Source organism: Agrobacterium sp. RAC06 (genome assembly GCF_001713475.1).
Classification (GTDB): Bacteria; Pseudomonadota; Alphaproteobacteria; order Rhizobiales; family Rhizobiaceae; genus Allorhizobium.
This window is the reverse complement of record NZ_CP016499.1, coordinates 752727-769072: the sequence shown is the minus strand read 5'-3', so window position 1 is coordinate 769072 and position 16346 is coordinate 752727. Positions and strand designations below refer to the sequence as shown.

Sequence of the window (16346 nt, the reverse complement as noted above, 5' to 3'; positions counted from 1 at the left end):
ATGGCAATTTCAAGACCTGCCGCTACCGTAAAGGCCTATGAAGGTATCAAGAAAATGAAAAAAGACATCAAGCTGCTCGATTATCTCGCAGTTCGCCGCTCCGTGCCCGCCTTTCAGATGTGCGAACCGGGTCCGGACAAGGCGGAAATCGAGTCGATTCTGACGCTGGCGGTCCGCGTTCCCGATCACGGCAAGATCGCTCCCTGGCGCTTCATCGTCTACCGTGGCGAAGAACGCGTCCGCATCGGCGAAGAACTGCTTAAGATGGCAGTGGAAAAGAACCCTGGTCTTTCCGAGGAGATGATCCAGGTCGAACGCGCGCGTTTCACCCGGGCGCCGGTGGTCGTTGCTGTGATCTCGACGGCAGCCCCGCATGCGAAGATCCCGGAATGGGAGCAGGTCATGTCCGCCGGTGCCCTTTGCCTCAATCTGCTGATGGCGGCCAATGCCCATGGCTATGTATCGAACTGGCTCAGTGAATGGTTCGCCTTCGACGAGCGCGCCCATCCGCTTCTCGGCGTAAAGGCCGGTGAGAAGGTAGCCGGATTCATTCACATCGGCTCGACCGAGTTTCCGATCGTCGAGCGTCCGCGTCCGGCGGTGGAAGATCTTGTTTCCTGGCAGGGTGGCGAAGACTGATGTTCTATGACACCGAGACGAATGCCCATGGCATGGCACATGATCCCTTCAAGGCGATCGTGGCGCCGAGGCCCATCGGCTGGATCGGCACGAAGGGCAGGGATGGTACCCGCAATCTTTCCCCCTATTCCTTCTTCAACGCCGTCGGCGACAGACCGAAAATGGTCATGTTCTCGTCCGGCGGCCGCAAGGACAGCTTAAGGAACGTCGAGGAAACCGGCGTCTTCACGGCAAGCTTCGTGAGCCGGACGTTGATGGACCGGATGAACGAATCGTCGGCCGCCGTTGCCTATGAGACGGATGAATTCGAGCTGGCGGGTCTGACCCCCGCACCCGGGAGAATCGTCGACGCTCCCTTTGTCGGGGAAGCCGTAGCGGCGCTCGAATGCCGGGTGACCAAGGTTCTGACCTTGCCCGACATGGACGGGAATGACACCGACAGCCATGCCGTCTTCGGCCAGGTCGTCGGCATCCATATTGCCGACGCGGTGATCCGGAACGGACGATTCGATCTGGCTGTTGCCGACCCGATCATGCGCCTGGGTTATATGGACTATGCCGGCATGGGGCCTGTCTTCGAACTCAAACGGCCGAGCCAGAGGACCTGACATGGCATCTCGACCCGGTCCGCACGGTGCTGAACCGGGTCGAGTGTTGTGGTTAATGAACGTGGTGAACGTTTCTTAAACACTTTGATCCTACTGTCAAAACACCGAATGCTTCGGGTTTGTACAGGTGGCGAGTGGGTTCGACTTTGATCGTTGCAGCTTTTCTCAGATGGGTCGAAACGGCAAAGACGCAGGATCGGGCGCGTGCAGCAAACGCGCTTGCTCGCGCCTATTTGAAGTCCGACATGGCCCCGGACGAGCGCCAGGCAGCTCAGATGGCGATGACCTATCTGCTCGACGACCCGGCACCACAGGTGCGGCTCGCGCTCGCCGATATTCTTGCCCCGGAAGAGCGGGCTCCACGGGCCTTGATGGTATCGCTGGCCGAGGATCAGCCGGAAATCGCTTCGGTCGTCATTCTGTGCTCGCCGGTTCTGTCAGATGCCGATCTGGTCGACATTGCCGGCCGTGGCACCGTCGAAACCCGTGCCCTGATTGCTGCTCGCAAGAAGGTCAGCGTTGGCGTGGCCGCAGCACTTGCTGAGATCGGCGATGCGGCCGAGCTTGAGGTCCTCCTGGAAAATCCCGGCGCCTGCATCACGGCCTTTACCCTGCGCCGCATTGCCGAGCGTCACGGCCACAGTGAACGAATCCGCGCCCTTCTTCTGGATCGTGACGATCTGACGAGTGGTGTGCGGCAACTCCTCGTCCAGTTCGTCACTGAAGCGCTCGCCGGCTCAGGTTTGGTGATCGGCGCCATCGGCAGTCGTCGCATCGAGCGAATCGCACGCGAAGCTGGCGACAGCGCCACCATCGCCCTGCTTGCCGACGTTCATGGCGACGAACTCGCGCGCCTGACGGAGCAGCTCAGGGTCGCAGGCCGGCTGACTCCCGCCTTCCTGATGCATGCGCTATGCGCTGGCCGGACCGACTTCTTCTCTTGCGCCATCGTTGCGATTTCCGGGCTCGACGAGCGCCGCGTGCGCTCTATCCTCGCAACCGGACGCTTCCACGCCGTGCGCGCACTCTTGGAATCCGCAGGTCTCGGCCGCGATGTCAGCCCGCTTTTCGTTGATGCCGTCATGCTGTGGCGTGGGCTTATCCAGTCGGCGAGCGGCTTCGACCTCGATCACATCGCCCATCGCCTTGTGCAGCGTTATCGCGGGGACAGCAATCTTACTGAACCTGCAAGTGCGCTCGTCGACATGATCGAGCGGCTCGCCATCGCCGAGGAGCGGCGTCTGGCGCGGGATTATGCCTCCGGCTTCGCGCTCGCCGCCGCCTGACCCGTCACGGCACGATTTTCTTGGCGACCCATGAATAGCTTTCCGAGACAACGTGGATCGGCTTCTCGAAGATCATCTTGATCGCAGCCTTGCCGGGCAGGACTTCGCGCACCGCGTCGATCGCACGATCCTTTAGTGTACGCTCCTGTTCTGCTGTCGGCACCACAATCGCAGCACTGCTGTCCGTCTGCGGTGACTGCGCAGCCAGTGCCTCCATGATCTCTGGTGGAGGCGTCTGGCAGACGGCAACGGCCGTCGGATAGCCGATATTGGTATAGCGCCCCAGGACCTGTTCCGATGCAGCGTTGCACAGCTCGATGGAGACGAATCGCTCGACCGGCGTCTCGACGAACTCGCAATGGCTGACGCTGTCGTCGCAGCCAAGGATCGTCATCATGATCAGTGCAGTCTTCATCGCAGGGGGCTCCCGTCAGGGTCGTCGGCGGTCAGACGAAACAGAATGATTGGAGCCGAAGCAAGGCAGGATACCGTTGCTTCGTCGACGAAGGGCTTAAGGCGAGTACGCGCCGAAAACTCGTGCACCAGCAGATCCCGCTAGGCGATCGAAACCCGCGTGGCTTCACGGCCCGAATCGGTGAAGAGATCGAGTTCCCCTTGCTCGTCCACGGGAAGGACGTCGTCGGAGCGTTCGACCTCGCGGATCCACTCGCGCCAGATGGAGACAAGGAGCGCCATCAGCACCGGGCCGATGAACAGGCCGAGGAAGCCCATGGTTTTCACGCCGCCCACCAGGCCGAAGAAGGTCGGCAGGAACGGCAGCTTGATTGGACCTCCGACGAGGCGCGGACGGACGGTCTTGTCGACGATGAAGAGCTCGACCGAGCCCCAGACGAAAAGGGCAACGCCTTCGAACATGGAGCCGCTGGCGACGAGATAGATCGAAACCAGTGTGAACGAGAGCGGTGCGCCACCCGGAATGAGTGCCATGACGCCGGTGATCACGCCCAGGGTGACCGGGGAGGGCACGCCAGCGAGCCAATACGCGATGCCGAGAATGATGCCTTCGGCGATTGCGATCAGCGTCATGCCTGTGACAGTGGAACTGATCGTCGCGGGAACCACGCGTGAAATCCGTTCCCAGCGGTTGGGCAGAATGCGCTCGCCGAGCAGGTCGAGCTGGCGCGAGAAGTTGGCGCCATCGCGATAGACGAAGAAGAGGGCGATCAGCATGAACAGAAGCGTCAACACCAGATGGAAAAGACCATCTCCTGCGGCGATCACAGCCCGATAGATGTTGCCGATATTGGCACCACTCACCAGTTGGATGAGTTCGCCAATCGCACCTGGCTGCCCGATATGCTCGTTCCATTGCGCAACGAGCCAGTCACCGATGCGTGGCAGGGCCGCAATCCAGGCCGGAGGCGGGGCTCCGGTCTCGTTTGCCTGCACCGCCCAGCTGATCCACTGGCGTATCTCGTCAACCGCATAAGAAATCGCGATGCCGATCGGGATGATGAGGAAGGCCAAGATGGCGATGAGCGCGATCGTTGCGCCGATCGTCGTGTTGCCGCCGATGCGTTCAAGCAGCCGGCGGTAAAGCGGCCAGCTTGCAAAGGCGATGACGAGCGCGGCCATCACAGGCACGACGAAACCGTGGAAAAAGTAGATCGCGGCAATGCCGATCAGTACCAGCAGCCAGCGTGCGACGGAGATCGGTGTAATCAGGGCGATGCGATTTGCCGTTGCCTGACCGAGCCAACGCGGCCCTTTCGACGGGGTCTGAATTTCAGCCTGACTCACGTTCTGGACTATCCCGTTAATGCTGCCCTGCATATGGCGCATTCTCGCGCTGGAAACAAGCGGCGGCCCCGGAAGTGATCGTCACTATGCCTCAGATGTCGAGGTTCTCGGCGAAGGCGGCACGCTCCTGGATGAAGCGGAAGCGGGCCTCAGGCTTCGTTCCCATCAAGGCGTCTACCGCGTCCCGCGTGCCCTCGAAATCTACGTCATCGATGCCGACCCTGAGCAGCGTCCGCTTGCTCGGATCCATGGTCGTTTCCTTGAGCTGCGCCGGCATCATTTCACCGAGACCTTTGAAGCGTCCGATCTCGACCTTCTTGCCCTTGAATACGGTCTCCATCAACTCGGCCCGGTGGGCGTCGTCGCGGGCATAGACCGTCTTGGCGCCCTGGCGAATGACGTAAAGCGGGGGCACCGCGAGATAGAGATGGTTGCCGCGGATGAGTTCGGGCATTTCCTGATAGAAGAAGGTGATCAGCAGCGATGCGATATGTGCGCCGTCGACGTCAGCATCGGTCATCACGATGATGCGTTCGTAACGCAGGTCTTCGTCACGATACTTCGTCCGTGTGCCGCAGCCGAGCGCCTGGATCAGGTCGGCGATCTGTTGGTTGGCCATCAGCTTTTCGCGGCTCGCCGACCCGACGTTCAGGATCTTGCCGCGCAGCGGCAGGATCGCCTGATTGGAGCGGTTGCGCGCCTGCTTGGCCGAGCCACCAGCCGAGTCACCCTCGACAATGAAGAGTTCGGCGCCTTCGGCCGTGTTTTGTGAGCAGTCGGCAAGCTTGCCCGGCAGACGCAGTTTGCGCACGGCCGTCTTGCGATTGACTTCCTTTTCCTTGCGGCGGCGCAATCGCTCTTCCGCGCGCTCGATCACCCAGTCGAGCAGTTTGGCCGCTTCGTTGGGATTGTCGGCGAGATAATGGTCGAAGGGGTCGCGCAGCACGTTTTCGACAAGACGCTGGGCCTCGACGGTCGCGAGCTTGTCCTTGGTCTGGCCGACGAACTCAGGCTCACGGATGAAAACCGACAGCATGCCGACAGCAGAAATCATCACGTCGTCGGTGGTGATTTCTTTTGCGCGCTTGTTTTGCGTCAGTTCAGCATAGTTCTTTAAGCCCTTGGTCAGCGCAATGCGCAGACCGGCTTCATGGGTGCCGCCTTCAGGCGTCGGGATGGTGTTGCAATAGGAATGCAGAGCCGGGTCACCGCCATACCAAGTAACAGCCCATTCCATCGCGCCATGGCCGCCGGTCTTCTCGGTCTTGCCGGCGAAGATCTCGCGGGTGACGGTGAAGTCCTTGCCGAGCGTCGCGGCAAGATAGTCCTTCAGGCCACCGGGGAAGTGGAAGACGGCCTTCTCCGGGATGTCGCCACCCTCGGGCACCATGCCCGGATCGCAGGACCAGCGGATCTCGACGCCGCCGAACAGATAGGCCTTCGACCGCGCCATGCGGAAGATCCGGCCCGGATCGAACTTTGCATGATCGCCGAAGATCTGCGGATCGGGGTGAAAGCGTACCCGCGTGCCGCGTCGGTTGTGCACTTCGCCCAGTTCTTCAAGCCCGCCCTGCGGCACGCCGCGCGAAAAGGTCTGGCGATAGAGCTTGCGATTGCGGGCGACTTCAACCTCGAGCAGGTCGGACAACGCGTTGACAACGGACACACCGACGCCGTGCAGACCACCTGAAGTCTCATAAGCCTTGCCGTCGAATTTGCCGCCGGCATGCAGCTTGGTCATGATCACTTCGAGCGTCGACTTGCCCGGAACCTGCGGATGCAGTTCGACCGGGATACCGCGACCGTTATCCGTGACCGTCAGAAAGCCCTGGGTATCCAGATGCACGTCGATGAAGTTGGCGTGTCCTGCAACTGCTTCGTCCATCGAGTTGTCGATGACTTCGGCAAAAAGGTGATGCAGCGCCTTTTCGTCCGTGCCGCCGATATACATCCCCGGACGCATGCGCACCGGCTCGAGGCCTTCGAGAACGCGAATGGAAGACGCGCCATATTCCTCAGGTCCCGCCGTCGAAGCAGGGGCCGCCGGTCGCGCGGCAGGCGCAGGGGTCGGTGTCGGCGTCGTCACGGTTTCCGCCTCGACCTTCTGGGCGAGCGGCATGCCGGAAAAGAGATCGTTGTCGTCCATGGCGTCGTTCGATACTCTGTTGCTGTTCGATGCCGGCTTCGCGGCACCTTCATAAAGCCGCCGCATCAGGCCAGTCGCATCTGCGAATCGGTCGGATTGTGCCAGATAGGCAGGGCAGGCGCGAAGGGCCAGAGAGCCGGCGCATGTTGAATTCGGGCCAGCTTTGCGTGGCGCATTTCGCGAAGGCAAGCGTGAGCCGAGAGGAAACCCATCTTCCATGCAGATGTCCACAGCTCATTTCCGCACTGCGGCGATTTCCTGCGTTCTCTTTCCGTTTCTGTTCCTGTCGAGTGCCAGAGCCGAGACCATCGCACCATTCAAGGATGAGCTGTTTTCGAGCCAGACGGTGCTGGAAACTGGAGACAGCGGCGATTTCACCCGCATCGATTATGATGAGATGCGCGACATCAACGGCCGCGACAGTATCCCTGAGCGTCGCGTGAAGGATCGCTATGTGTCGCTGAAGGTTCGACGGGTCCAGGAGAACCAGACACTGCAGCTCCCGACCGGGCCGATGGAGGTCGGACGGGTCGGCCGTGATCAGGGCCAGGCCTTCACCGTGATCTTCATTCACGGCAGGGGCGGGGACAGACGCCTTGGGCTGAACGACATCAGCTTCGGTGGCAATTTCAATCGCCTGAAGAACCTCGCCGCCGAAAACGGCGGCACCTATTACGCGCCTTCGGTGAGAAGCTTCGACGACAAGGGCGTCAGCGAGATCGCGTCCCTTGTTGCCTACGCCTCGGCTCAATCCGGTGGCAAGCCGGTGGTTCTGGCTTGTGCATCCATGGGCAGCTTCATCTGCTCGGGCCTGTCGCGGGACCCGGCAACCGTAGCGAAGCTCTCAGGCATGGCGATCCTCGGCGGCGCGCCGGATCCGGCACTCCCGAAGAGTGCCGCAGCCAAGGCCAGGCTGCCGATCTGGTTCACCCATGGAAGCCGCGACAGTGTCTACGCGGCCGAAGGCCAGGTTTCTATCTTCAGGAAGCTCCGCGCAGCGGGTCAGCCGGTACGCTTCACTCTGTTCGAGACCGGATCGCACGGGACGCCGGTGCGTATGTCGGATTGGCGTGCCCTCCTCAATTGGCTCATCCGGTAACGGGTTGGTCTGCCGGTTATCCGGGCGGCCGAGGTTCACATTTTCACCATGTCGCCCGATAAACGGGCCAATCGGATAGCGCAATCTTTCCTTTCGGGCTCAGATTTGCTACTTCGCACAAGCGAAATAGGGGTTGAGACGATATGACACCGGATGTTCGCCCGCTTGTTGCGGGCAATTGGAAAATGAATGGCACACGAGCCTCGCTCGATCAGATCAAGGCAATTGCTGAAGGTGTCCAGGGGCCGCTGTCCGAGAAGGTAGAATGCCTGATCTGCCCGCCGGCAACGCTGCTTTATGTCGCGACCGCGCTGTGCACCGACAGTCCTCTGCAGATCGGCGCCCAGGATTGCCATCAGAATGCGTCGGGGGCCCATACGGGCGATCTCTCGGCCGAGATGATCGCTGACTCCTTCGGCACGCATGTCATCGTCGGCCACTCCGAGCGTCGCACCGACCACGCCGAAACCGATCATCTCGTGCGCGCCAAGGCGGAAGCCGCCTATGCGGCGGACCTGACAGCCGTGATCTGCATTGGCGAGACGGCAGACGAGCGCAAGTCCGGTCAGACACTCGACATCCTAAAGCGTCAGCTTGCCGGCTCCGTCCCGGATGGCGCTACGGCAGAACGCACCGTTATCGCCTATGAGCCCGTATGGGCGATCGGGACCGGCCTGACGCCGACCGTTGCGGACGTGGCGCAAGCGCATGCTTTCCTGCGTGCCGAACTGGTCAAGCGCTTCGGCGACGTGGGCAAGAAGATGCGCCTTCTCTATGGCGGCTCGGTCAAGCCTTCGAATGCCAAGGAACTGATGGCGGTCGACAATGTCGATGGTGCCCTGATCGGTGGTGCGAGCTTGAAGGCAGCCGATTTCCTCGCCATATACCAGATCTATGAGGAACTCACCGCCTGAGGGGCAAAGCCCCGAAATGCGGAAGAGGGGCTTTCAATGGCCGTTCCTCTCATGTAAAGAGCCGCCAACCTCATTGATTTTGCCCTTATCGGGCAGGATGGACATTCCATGCAGACCGTATTGCTCGTTATCTATCTCATGGTCGTCGTCGCCCTGATCGGCGTCGTCCTTATCCAGCGCTCCGAAGGCGGTGGCCTCGGCATCGGCGGCGGCTCGGGCTTCATGTCGGCACGCGGCACGGCCAATGCGCTGACGCGTACCACGGCGATCCTCGCGACCCTGTTCTTCGTGATCTCGCTGGCGCTCGGTATTCTGGCCCGCCATGAGTCGCGTCCGACCGATATCCTCGACCGCATCCCGGCGGGCAACGGTACGACCCAGGGCGGCGGCAGTGTGCTCGACCAGCTTCCGGGCACGGCACCGGCTCAGCCGACGCCTGCTGCACCTGCAGCTCCTGCAGCAGACCCCAACGCCGTTCCGAACAACTGATCGGAACGACTTCCATCACTCCGGCGGGCTCCAGGGTCCGCCGGTTTTCTTTTGTCCATATTCCGCCATTTCCACGAAAAATGTGGGACAAACCCGATTAGGGCTGGCGGAATCGAATCTGAAACGGTATCCGGTGAAGCCCATGGCGCGATATGTATTCATCACTGGCGGCGTGGTTTCCTCTCTTGGCAAAGGAATTGCGGCCGCGGCACTCGGAGCATTGTTGCAGGCACGCGGTTACCGCGTACGTTTGCGCAAGCTGGACCCCTACTTGAACGTTGACCCGGGCACCATGAGCCCGACTCAACACGGCGAAGTCTTCGTCACCGACGACGGCGCCGAGACCGACCTCGATCTCGGTCACTACGAGCGCTTCACGGGGCGGTCGGCCACCAAGACCGACAACATCACCACCGGTCGCATTTACAAGAACATCATCGACAAGGAACGCCGCGGCGATTATCTCGGCGCAACCGTTCAGGTCATTCCGCACGTCACCAACGAGATCAAGGATTTCGTCATTGAAGGCAATGACGAATACGATTTCGTCATCTGCGAGATCGGTGGCACCGTCGGCGACATAGAAGCCATGCCATTCATGGAAGCGATCCGCCAGCTCGGCAACGACCTGCCGCGTGGCACGGCCGTCTATGTCCACCTGACCCTGATGCCCTACATTCCGGCGGCCGGCGAACTGAAGACCAAGCCGACCCAGCATTCCGTCAAGGAACTGCAGGCGCTCGGTATCCATCCGGACATTCTGCTGGTCCGTGCCGACCGTGAGATCCCGCAGGCCGAGCGCCGCAAGCTGTCGCTGTTCTGCAACGTGCGTGAAAGCGCCGTGATCCAGGCGCTTGACGTCGCCAACATCTATGATGTCCCGATGGCCTACCACAAGGAAGGCCTCGACAACGAGGTTTTGGCCGCCTTTGGTATCGAACCGGCGCCGAAGCCGCGTCTGGATGCCTGGGAAGAGGTCTGCAACCGCATCCGCACGCCGGAAGGCGAGGTCACGATCGCGATCGTCGGAAAATATACCGGCCTCAAGGACGCGTATAAGTCGCTGATTGAAGCGCTTTATCACGGTGGCATCGCCAACCGGGTGAAGGTGAAGCTCGAATGGATCGAGTCGGAAATCTTCGAAAAGGAAGATCCGTCGCCGTGGCTTGAAAAGGTCAACGGTATCCTCGTGCCCGGCGGCTTCGGCGAGCGCGGTTCGGAAGGCAAAATCCTCGCGGCCCAATTCGCCCGCGAGCGCAAGGTGCCTTATTTCGGTATCTGCTTCGGCATGCAGATGGCCGTCGTTGAAGCGGCCCGTCATCTTGCCGGAATCGAGAACGCGTCCTCGACCGAATTCGGCAAGACCGAAGAGCCGGTCGTCGGCCTGATGACCGAATGGATGAAGGGCAACGAGCTCGAAAAACGTTCGGCTGTCGGTGATCTCGGTGGGACCATGCGTCTCGGCGCCTACAAGGCCTCGCTGAAGAAGGGCACCAAGATCTCCGAGATCTATGGCTCCCAGGATATCTCCGAGCGTCATCGCCACCGCTACGAAGTCAATGTCGACTACAAGGACCGGCTGGAAGCCTGCGGTCTGGTCTTCTCCGGCATGTCGCCGGACGGCCTGCTGCCGGAAACCGTCGAATATCCTGACCATCCCTGGTTCATCGGCGTTCAGTACCATCCGGAGCTGAAGTCGCGCCCGCTTGACCCGCATCCGCTGTTTGCGAGCTTCATCGGTGCGGCGCTGGAGCAGAGCCGACTGGTCTGAGGCGGCCGACGATAAACAAATGCAAAGACCCGGCCTCGTGCCGGGTCTTCTGCTTTCAATCGCGTTCTAGAGGGGTGTGTGCTGCGCTCAGGGTCGGAGCAGCATAACCGGGACAGTCTCACCCGCTTCAGCAGCCGCCGCATGCGGTGGCCTTACGATCAGACAGTCCGACTGCGAGAAGATCCGCATCATCGAGCTGTCCTGCTTGCCGAAGCTCTCGACCAAAGGCAGTTCACCGTCTCGGTCTGTTAGCTTCGCCCGCACATAGTCCTGCCGCTTGTCATTGGCCGGCAGGGCATTGCGCAGCGTCGCCGAGGCCATCCGCCGGGGGGACTGCCGATGTCCGAGATGGCACAGCAGAGGCTCCAGAAACAAAAGCCCACAGACGAGGCTGGAGACCGGATTGCCGGGAAGTCCCAGGACCTGCATCGCGCCCAGCCGGCCGACCATCAGCGGCTTGCCTGGCCGCATGGCGATCCGCCAGAAGTTGAGTTCCATGCCAGCGGAGACGAGCGTCGATTGCACAAGGTCATGATCGCCGACTGAGGCCCCTCCCAGGGTGACGAGGACATCGACACCGCTGGCGCGCGCTCGCTCGATCGCCTCAAGCAACAGGCCCCGGTTGTCGGCGACGATGCCGAGATCGATGACCTCGGCGCCATTGTCGCGGGCAAGTGCAGCAATGCCAAACGTGTTGGAGCCGATGATCTGGCTTTGGGCGGGGGACGTCCCCGGAGACACCAGTTCGTCACCCGTGGCAAGGATTGCGACGCGCGGGCGACGAAAGACGGGAAGCGTCGCATGGTTCATCGCAGCCGCGAGCGTCAGATGGCTGAAATCGAGGCTTAGGCCCGCAGACAGCGCGACGTCACCCTCGGCAAAATCCTGTCCACGTGGTCTGATATGTCGCCCTTTGGTCACGGCGAAATTGCTTCGGATGCGACCGCCCTCAAGCTTTTCGGCATCCTCCTGAAGAAGAATACTGTCGGCAGCAGCAGGGACGGGGGCCCCGGTAAAGATGCGCACGGCTTCGCCTGAAGCGACGGTTCCAGAGTATCCATGCCCGGCTGCCGATTCGCCGATGACCGTGAGGATGGACCCGACTTGGGTGGCGTCTGCAGCGCGCAGCGCATAGCCGTCCATGGCCGAGGCATCGAAGGGGGGCTGGGTGAGGCGGGCCGTCAGATCGGCCGCAAGCACCCGACCATTGGCCTCATGCAGCGAAACCTGCTGTGTATCGGTTATAGGTCGCGCTGCGGCCAGAAGCCGCGAGAGCGCTTCCTCGACCGGCAGCAGCGACATCAGCTCCGCTCCGGGTGGCGAAAATCGCCCGATTTGCCGCCGCTCTTTTCCATCACGCGGATCCCACCGATTTCCATCGTCTTGTCCACGGCCTTGGCCATGTCGTAGATCGTCAGGCATGTCACGGAAACGGCGGTTAACGCCTCCATCTCGACTCCGGTCTTGCCGGTCAGCTTGACGGTCGCCGCGACGCGCAGGCCCGGCAGATTCGAGTCCTCCTCGATATCGACAGTCACCTTGGATAGCATCAGCGGATGACAAAGCGGAATGAGATTGCTCGTCTGTTTGGCCGCCATGATGCCAGCAATGCGGGCGGTGCCGATCACATCGCCCTTCTTGGCATTGCCCTCGCGTATCGTTGAAAGCGTCTCCGGCTTCATCTTCACGAAGCCTTCGGCGACCGCGATTCGAACCGTGTCATCCTTGGCCGAGACGTCCACCATATGCGCCTCGCCGGAGGCGCCGATATGGGTGAGACCACCGGCGGCGGCCGTCATTCCGCAGCCAGCGCGCCGGTCTTGCCGGTCAAAAGCATGTGTGTTGCCTCGGCAACATCGTCCTTGCGCATCAGGCTCTCCCCGACGAGGAAAGTCGTGATACCCGACTTCTGCAGCCGCTGGCAGTCTTCATAGGTGAAGATGCCGCTCTCGCCGACCAGGAGCCGATCGGGCGGCACCATGGCAGCAAGGTCTTCGCTGACCGTGAGGCTGACGTCGAAGGTCCGCAGATTGCGGTTGTTGATGCCGACGAGAGGCGACTTGAGTTTCAGCGCACGTTCCATTTCCTCGGCATCGTGGACTTCGATCAGTACATCCATGCCGAGGTCGAAGGCGACGCTTTCCAGTTCCGCGGCCTCTGTATCAGACAGCGAGGCCATGATCAGCAGGATGCAGTCGCCGCCCCAGGCACGGGCCTCGTAGACCTGATAGGCGTCGAACATGAAATCCTTGCGCAGCGCCGGCAGCGAGCAGGCCTTGCGAGCGGCCGTCAGGTATTCGGGCGCCCCTTGAAAGCTCGGCATATCCGTGAGCACGGACAGGCATGCGGCTCCACCAGCTTCGTAGGCTGCCGCCAATGCAGGCGGATCGAAATCGGGGCGGATGAGACCCTTGGAGGGGCTCGCCTTCTTGATCTCGGCGATGAGGCCGAACCGGCCTTCGTCCCGAGCGCTGAGAAGCGAACGGTAAAAGCCGCGCGGCGCGTCTTGGCTCGCGATCCGGTCCATGAGTTCCGACAGCGAGACGGCAGCCTTGGCGGCCGCGATTTCTTCCCGCTTGTAGGTTTCGATGCGCTTCAGGATATCGGTCATGGTCTGAAGTTTACTCTTGAGCGGCAGAATTGGAAATGGCGATCAGCGTATCGAGTGCCCGTGCTGCACTGCTGGTGTCCAGCGACTGGCTGGCGAGATGCATGCCCTCGGTCACGTCCTTGGCCTTGCCAGCAACGATCAGCGAGGCTGCGGCATTGCAGAGTGCCACGTCGCGATAGGCAGTCTTGGCGCCACCCAGCACGTCGCGCAGTGCAGCTGCGTTGACAGTTCCATCGCCACCCCTGATCGCATCGAGAGAAACGGTTTCCACGCCAAAATCGTCCGGTGTCAGCTCGAAGGTCCGGATTTCGCCGTCCTTCAGCTCGGCCACCTGGCTCGGGCCGGTGGTGGTGATTTCGTCGAGCCCACTGCCATGCACGACCCAGGCACTGGTGAGGCCGAGATCGCGCAAGGCTTCCGCCCCGGGAACGAGCCATTCCGGCGAGTAGACGCCGAAGAGTTGCTTCTTGACGCGGGCAGGGCTCGAAAGCGGCCCTACGATGTTGAAGATGGTCCGTGCCCCGAGTTCCACGCGGGCGGGGCCCACATGCCGCATGGCCGGATGATGCAGCTGCGCAAACATGAAGCCGATCCCTGCCTCGCGGATGCAGCGCGAGATCATGTCCGGTTCGATATCGAGCTTGACGCCAAGCTGCGACAGCGCATCGGCCGTGCCTGACTTCGAGCTCAGCGCCCGATTGCCATGCTTCGCAACCGGGACACCCGCGCCTGCAACGATCAGGGCGGCCAGCGTCGAGATGTTGTAGGTGTTGGTCCCGTCACCGCCCGTGCCGACGATGTCAATGGCATCTTCGGGAGCATCGACCGGCACCATCTTCTGGCGCATGATCGATACGGCACCGGCAATTTCGTCGACGGTTTCGCCGCGGACCCGAAGCCCCATCAGGAAGCCGCCGACCTGCGCCATGCTGGCTTCGCCCGACATCAGAATTTCGAAGGCGTCGCTCGCCTCCTGCCGCGAAAGCGGCTGGCGCGTTGCGATCTTGGCGATGAAGGGCTTCAATCCGGACATTTGCAACTCCCCCTTTGGCCGACGGTTATCGGACGATGGCCTGCTGGGCCAGCGCCTGATTGATCGTCACGCCATATTCCGACTGCAGCTGACCCACCATCTGGTCGAGGATGTCGTCGCCTGCGGAGTTCGCGACCTGAGCGATCTGCTCGTCCTCATTGAGCGGCACGCCGCCCGTAGGCTGGTCGCGAACGGCCGTGACCGTCAGCAGGATCTGTGTGGAGGGATCGGCACCAGAGGCAGTCGCGACCGTGCCCTGCGGGCCAGAGAAGGCGGCAGTGATCGCCGTTGCGCCAAGAACTGCGTCTTCGGTGCGGCGGGTGATGCCGGCCTTGCTTTCAACTGCAAGCGCCAGTTCGGCCGCGACCTCTTCCAGATTGCCGCCGTCTGCGATCCGCTGGCGCAGGCTCTCCGCCTTCGCACCGAGCGCGATGCGCTGCTGTTCTGCGGTCCAGTCGGCGATGGCCTTCTCGCGCACTTCGGCCAGTTCGCGCTCGCGCTCCGCCTTGATGTCGGTGACATCGAACCAGATGAAGCCGTTGCTGCCCATGGTGACAGGCAAGGCTTCGACACCGATTTCGGTACTGAAAACGTCTGCGAGCAGTTTGTCCCGTTCAGGGATACCGGCAACTTCCGTCTCGCGACTGTCGAGCCCGCGGCGGTCGATATCGGTGACAGTCACTGTCTGAAGCTGCAATTGGTCGGCTGCTTCCTTGAGCGTCGAGCCGCCGGCCCGCAGATCTTCGAACTGGTCGTGGACAGCCGTGAGGTCGGCGATCGCGGCCTGTTCGGCCAGCGCTTCGCGGATCTCTTCCTTAACCTCCTCGAGGCTCTGTGTGCGGCCTTCCTTGATGTTGGTGACGCGCAGGATGACCGGGCCGAACGCACCGTCGACGACACCAGTCGTGCCGCCCTCGGCCGTCACGGCAAAGGCTGCCTCGGCAAGGGTCGGATCAGGCAGGCGATCGCGGGTGAAGTCGCCGAGCAGCACGTCGCCGGCAGTCTTGCCCTGATCCGTGACAAGCTGGTCGAAGCTCGTGCCCTTCTGCAGTTCTTCAAGCGCTGCTTCCGCCATTTCGCGGTTTTCGAAACTCAACTGCTCGATCGTGCGTGTCCCGGCGATCTCGTAGGAAGCTTTGCGGCGCTCGTAGTCTTCGCGGATCTGTTCGTCGGTGATGGAGGCCGTGTCGGCAATGTCGGAGGGTTCCAGCTTAACATAGTTGAAGCTGCGATATTCCGGTGCGCGGTAACCGGACTTCGTCGTCTCGAACCAGGCTGCCAGGGTCGCATCATCGGGTGCCTTGATGAGCTCGATGTTGGCGTTGGTCAGCAGGATGTAATTGATGTCGCGGTTTTCGTAGCGATAGGCCTTGATCGCGTCGATCAACACCTTCGGCGCCACGAAGCCGTCAGCGGTCGCGTCGACGATCTGGCTGCGGATGGCGACCTTAGAGCGCTCCTCGATATAGTCGTCTTCGCGAAGACCTGCATTGCGCAGCCGCGAGGAGAAGAGCGCACGATCGAAATTTCCGCCAGAGTTCTTGAAGGCCGGATCATCGGCAATCAGCTGCGCCAGGCGGTCCTGAGACAGGCCGAGGTTCATGTCTGCGGCCAACTGGTCCAGCGCAGCACCTGCGGCAAGCTGCGAGAACACCTGGGATTCGATACCGAAGGCGCGCGCCTGTTCGGTCGTCAGCTGCATCCCGAACCGGTTGCTCATGTCCGTCACCTGCCGCTGATAGGCGAAGGCGAAGTCGGCAGACGACACTGACTGGTCACCAACGGCGACGACGGTGTCGGACGTATTGCTGAACAGCGAGGCTGACACACCCCAGACGCCGAAGGAGAGGACGAGCAGGAGAAGCAAGATCTTGGCAAACAGGGTTTGGGAAGCTTTTCTCAAGAAGACGAGCATCGGGACGCATAAACCTCATTGTAAATCTTCGTCCGGGACGAAGCAGGTTGACTTCCTTAGAACAAAGCTCCGGG

Annotated in this window: 15 protein-coding genes; 7 read left to right on the top strand and 8 right to left on the bottom strand. The window is 61.5% G+C overall.

Annotated elements, in window-relative coordinates; all coding sequences use genetic code 11:
* Nucleotides 1-54: 54 nt before the first annotated feature.
* The 3 genes from BSY240_RS03535 (at nucleotide 55) to BSY240_RS03525 (ending at nucleotide 2533) form a co-directional block, all read left to right on the top strand.
* On the top strand, nucleotides 55-639 hold the full coding sequence (locus BSY240_RS03535; protein ID WP_069043816.1) for a nitroreductase family protein: 585 nt from the start codon (nucleotides 55-57) through the stop codon (nucleotides 637-639).
* Entirely contained in the window at nucleotides 639-1247 is a 609-nt protein-coding gene (locus BSY240_RS03530) for a flavin reductase family protein (RefSeq protein WP_069041433.1), read from the top strand. The genes BSY240_RS03535 and BSY240_RS03530 overlap by 1 nt, the downstream gene beginning before the upstream one ends.
* 146 nt (nucleotides 1248-1393) lie before the next feature.
* The gene (locus BSY240_RS03525; protein ID WP_069041432.1) at nucleotides 1394-2533 is read left to right on the top strand and encodes a DUF2336 domain-containing protein; all 1140 of its coding nucleotides are present in this window, start codon (nucleotides 1394-1396) and stop codon (nucleotides 2531-2533) included.
* A gap of 4 nt (nucleotides 2534-2537) precedes the next feature.
* On the opposite strand, the gene BSY240_RS03520 is transcribed toward BSY240_RS03525, so the two are convergent.
* From BSY240_RS03520 to parE, 3 genes are all read right to left on the bottom strand, one after another.
* Entirely contained in the window at nucleotides 2538-2948 is a 411-nt protein-coding gene (locus BSY240_RS03520) for a hypothetical protein (protein WP_054148047.1), read from the bottom strand.
* A gap of 140 nt (nucleotides 2949-3088) precedes the next feature.
* Entirely contained in the window at nucleotides 3089-4327 is a 1239-nt protein-coding gene (locus tag BSY240_RS03515) for an AI-2E family transporter (RefSeq protein WP_150127393.1), read from the bottom strand.
* A gap of 58 nt (nucleotides 4328-4385) precedes the next feature.
* Nucleotides 4386-6440 carry a DNA topoisomerase IV subunit B gene (gene parE, locus BSY240_RS03510; protein WP_069043814.1) on the bottom strand — a complete coding sequence of 685 codons (2055 nt, stop codon included), beginning with the start codon at nucleotides 6438-6440 and terminating at the stop codon, nucleotides 4386-4388.
* Between the two features lie 217 nt (nucleotides 6441-6657).
* Between parE and BSY240_RS03505 the strand changes: the two genes are divergently transcribed.
* The 4 genes from BSY240_RS03505 to BSY240_RS03490 all read left to right on the top strand — a co-directional run bounded on the left by BSY240_RS03505 (nucleotide 6658) and on the right by BSY240_RS03490 (nucleotide 10713).
* Nucleotides 6658-7539 (top strand): alpha/beta fold hydrolase, encoded by an 882-nt coding sequence (locus BSY240_RS03505; protein ID WP_150127392.1) that lies wholly within the window; start codon nucleotides 6658-6660, stop codon nucleotides 7537-7539.
* A gap of 143 nt (nucleotides 7540-7682) precedes the next feature.
* Nucleotides 7683-8453 (top strand): triose-phosphate isomerase, encoded by a 771-nt coding sequence (tpiA, locus tag BSY240_RS03500; RefSeq protein ID WP_069041431.1) that lies wholly within the window; start codon nucleotides 7683-7685, stop codon nucleotides 8451-8453.
* Nucleotides 8454-8561: 108 nt separating this feature from the next.
* Nucleotides 8562-8942, top strand: coding sequence for a preprotein translocase subunit SecG (gene secG, locus BSY240_RS03495; protein ID WP_054148050.1), 381 nt, complete (start codon nucleotides 8562-8564; stop codon nucleotides 8940-8942).
* Between the two features lie 133 nt (nucleotides 8943-9075).
* Complete coding sequence (locus tag BSY240_RS03490) at nucleotides 9076-10713, top strand: CTP synthase (RefSeq protein ID WP_082347556.1); 1638 nt, start codon at nucleotides 9076-9078, stop codon at nucleotides 10711-10713.
* Between the two features lie 87 nt (nucleotides 10714-10800).
* On the opposite strand, the gene BSY240_RS03485 is transcribed toward BSY240_RS03490, so the two are convergent.
* The 5 genes from BSY240_RS03485 to BSY240_RS03465 are packed head-to-tail and all read right to left on the bottom strand — an operon-like array spanning nucleotide 10801 to nucleotide 16272.
* On the bottom strand, nucleotides 10801-12015 hold the full coding sequence (locus BSY240_RS03485; protein WP_069041430.1) for a molybdopterin molybdotransferase MoeA: 1215 nt from the start codon (nucleotides 12013-12015) through the stop codon (nucleotides 10801-10803).
* The gene (gene moaC / locus BSY240_RS03480) at nucleotides 12015-12512 is read right to left on the bottom strand and encodes a cyclic pyranopterin monophosphate synthase MoaC (RefSeq protein WP_069041429.1); all 498 of its coding nucleotides are present in this window, start codon (nucleotides 12510-12512) and stop codon (nucleotides 12015-12017) included. Before moaC ends, BSY240_RS03485 begins: the two co-directional genes overlap by 1 nt.
* Entirely contained in the window at nucleotides 12509-13324 is an 816-nt protein-coding gene (gene trpC, locus BSY240_RS03475; protein ID WP_054148054.1) for an indole-3-glycerol phosphate synthase TrpC, read from the bottom strand. Before trpC ends, moaC begins: the two co-directional genes overlap by 4 nt.
* Nucleotides 13325-13334: 10 nt before the next feature.
* The gene (gene trpD / locus BSY240_RS03470) at nucleotides 13335-14357 is read right to left on the bottom strand and encodes an anthranilate phosphoribosyltransferase (protein ID WP_069041428.1); all 1023 of its coding nucleotides are present in this window, start codon (nucleotides 14355-14357) and stop codon (nucleotides 13335-13337) included.
* Between the two features lie 25 nt (nucleotides 14358-14382).
* On the bottom strand, nucleotides 14383-16272 hold the full coding sequence (locus tag BSY240_RS03465) for a peptidylprolyl isomerase (RefSeq protein WP_069041427.1): 1890 nt from the start codon (nucleotides 16270-16272) through the stop codon (nucleotides 14383-14385).
* Nucleotides 16273-16346 lie beyond the last annotated feature (74 nt).

Coding starts and splice junctions, on each gene's coding strand:
- BSY240_RS03535 (WP_069043816.1), top strand. CDS start 55: ATGAAAAAAGACATCAAGCTGCTCGATTATCTCGCAGTTCGCCGCTCC.
- BSY240_RS03530 (WP_069041433.1), top strand. CDS start 639: ATGTTCTATGACACCGAGACGAATGCCCATGGCATGGCACATGATCCC.
- BSY240_RS03520 (WP_054148047.1), bottom strand. CDS start 2,948: ATGAAGACTGCACTGATCATGATGACGATCCTTGGCTGCGACGACAGC.
- BSY240_RS03515 (WP_150127393.1), bottom strand. CDS start 4,327: ATGCAGGGCAGCATTAACGGGATAGTCCAGAACGTGAGTCAGGCTGAA.
- parE (WP_069043814.1), bottom strand. CDS start 6,440: ATGGACGACAACGATCTCTTTTCCGGCATGCCGCTCGCCCAGAAGGTC.
- BSY240_RS03505 (WP_150127392.1), top strand. CDS start 6,658: ATGCAGATGTCCACAGCTCATTTCCGCACTGCGGCGATTTCCTGCGTT.
- tpiA (WP_069041431.1), top strand. CDS start 7,683: ATGACACCGGATGTTCGCCCGCTTGTTGCGGGCAATTGGAAAATGAAT.
- secG (WP_054148050.1), top strand. CDS start 8,562: ATGCAGACCGTATTGCTCGTTATCTATCTCATGGTCGTCGTCGCCCTG.
- BSY240_RS03485 (WP_069041430.1), bottom strand. CDS start 12,015: ATGTCGCTGCTGCCGGTCGAGGAAGCGCTCTCGCGGCTTCTGGCCGCA.
- moaC (WP_069041429.1), bottom strand. CDS start 12,512: ATGACGGCCGCCGCCGGTGGTCTCACCCATATCGGCGCCTCCGGCGAG.
- trpC (WP_054148054.1), bottom strand. CDS start 13,324: ATGACCGATATCCTGAAGCGCATCGAAACCTACAAGCGGGAAGAAATC.
- trpD (WP_069041428.1), bottom strand. CDS start 14,357: ATGTCCGGATTGAAGCCCTTCATCGCCAAGATCGCAACGCGCCAGCCG.
- BSY240_RS03465 (WP_069041427.1), bottom strand. CDS start 16,272: ATGCTCGTCTTCTTGAGAAAAGCTTCCCAAACCCTGTTTGCCAAGATC.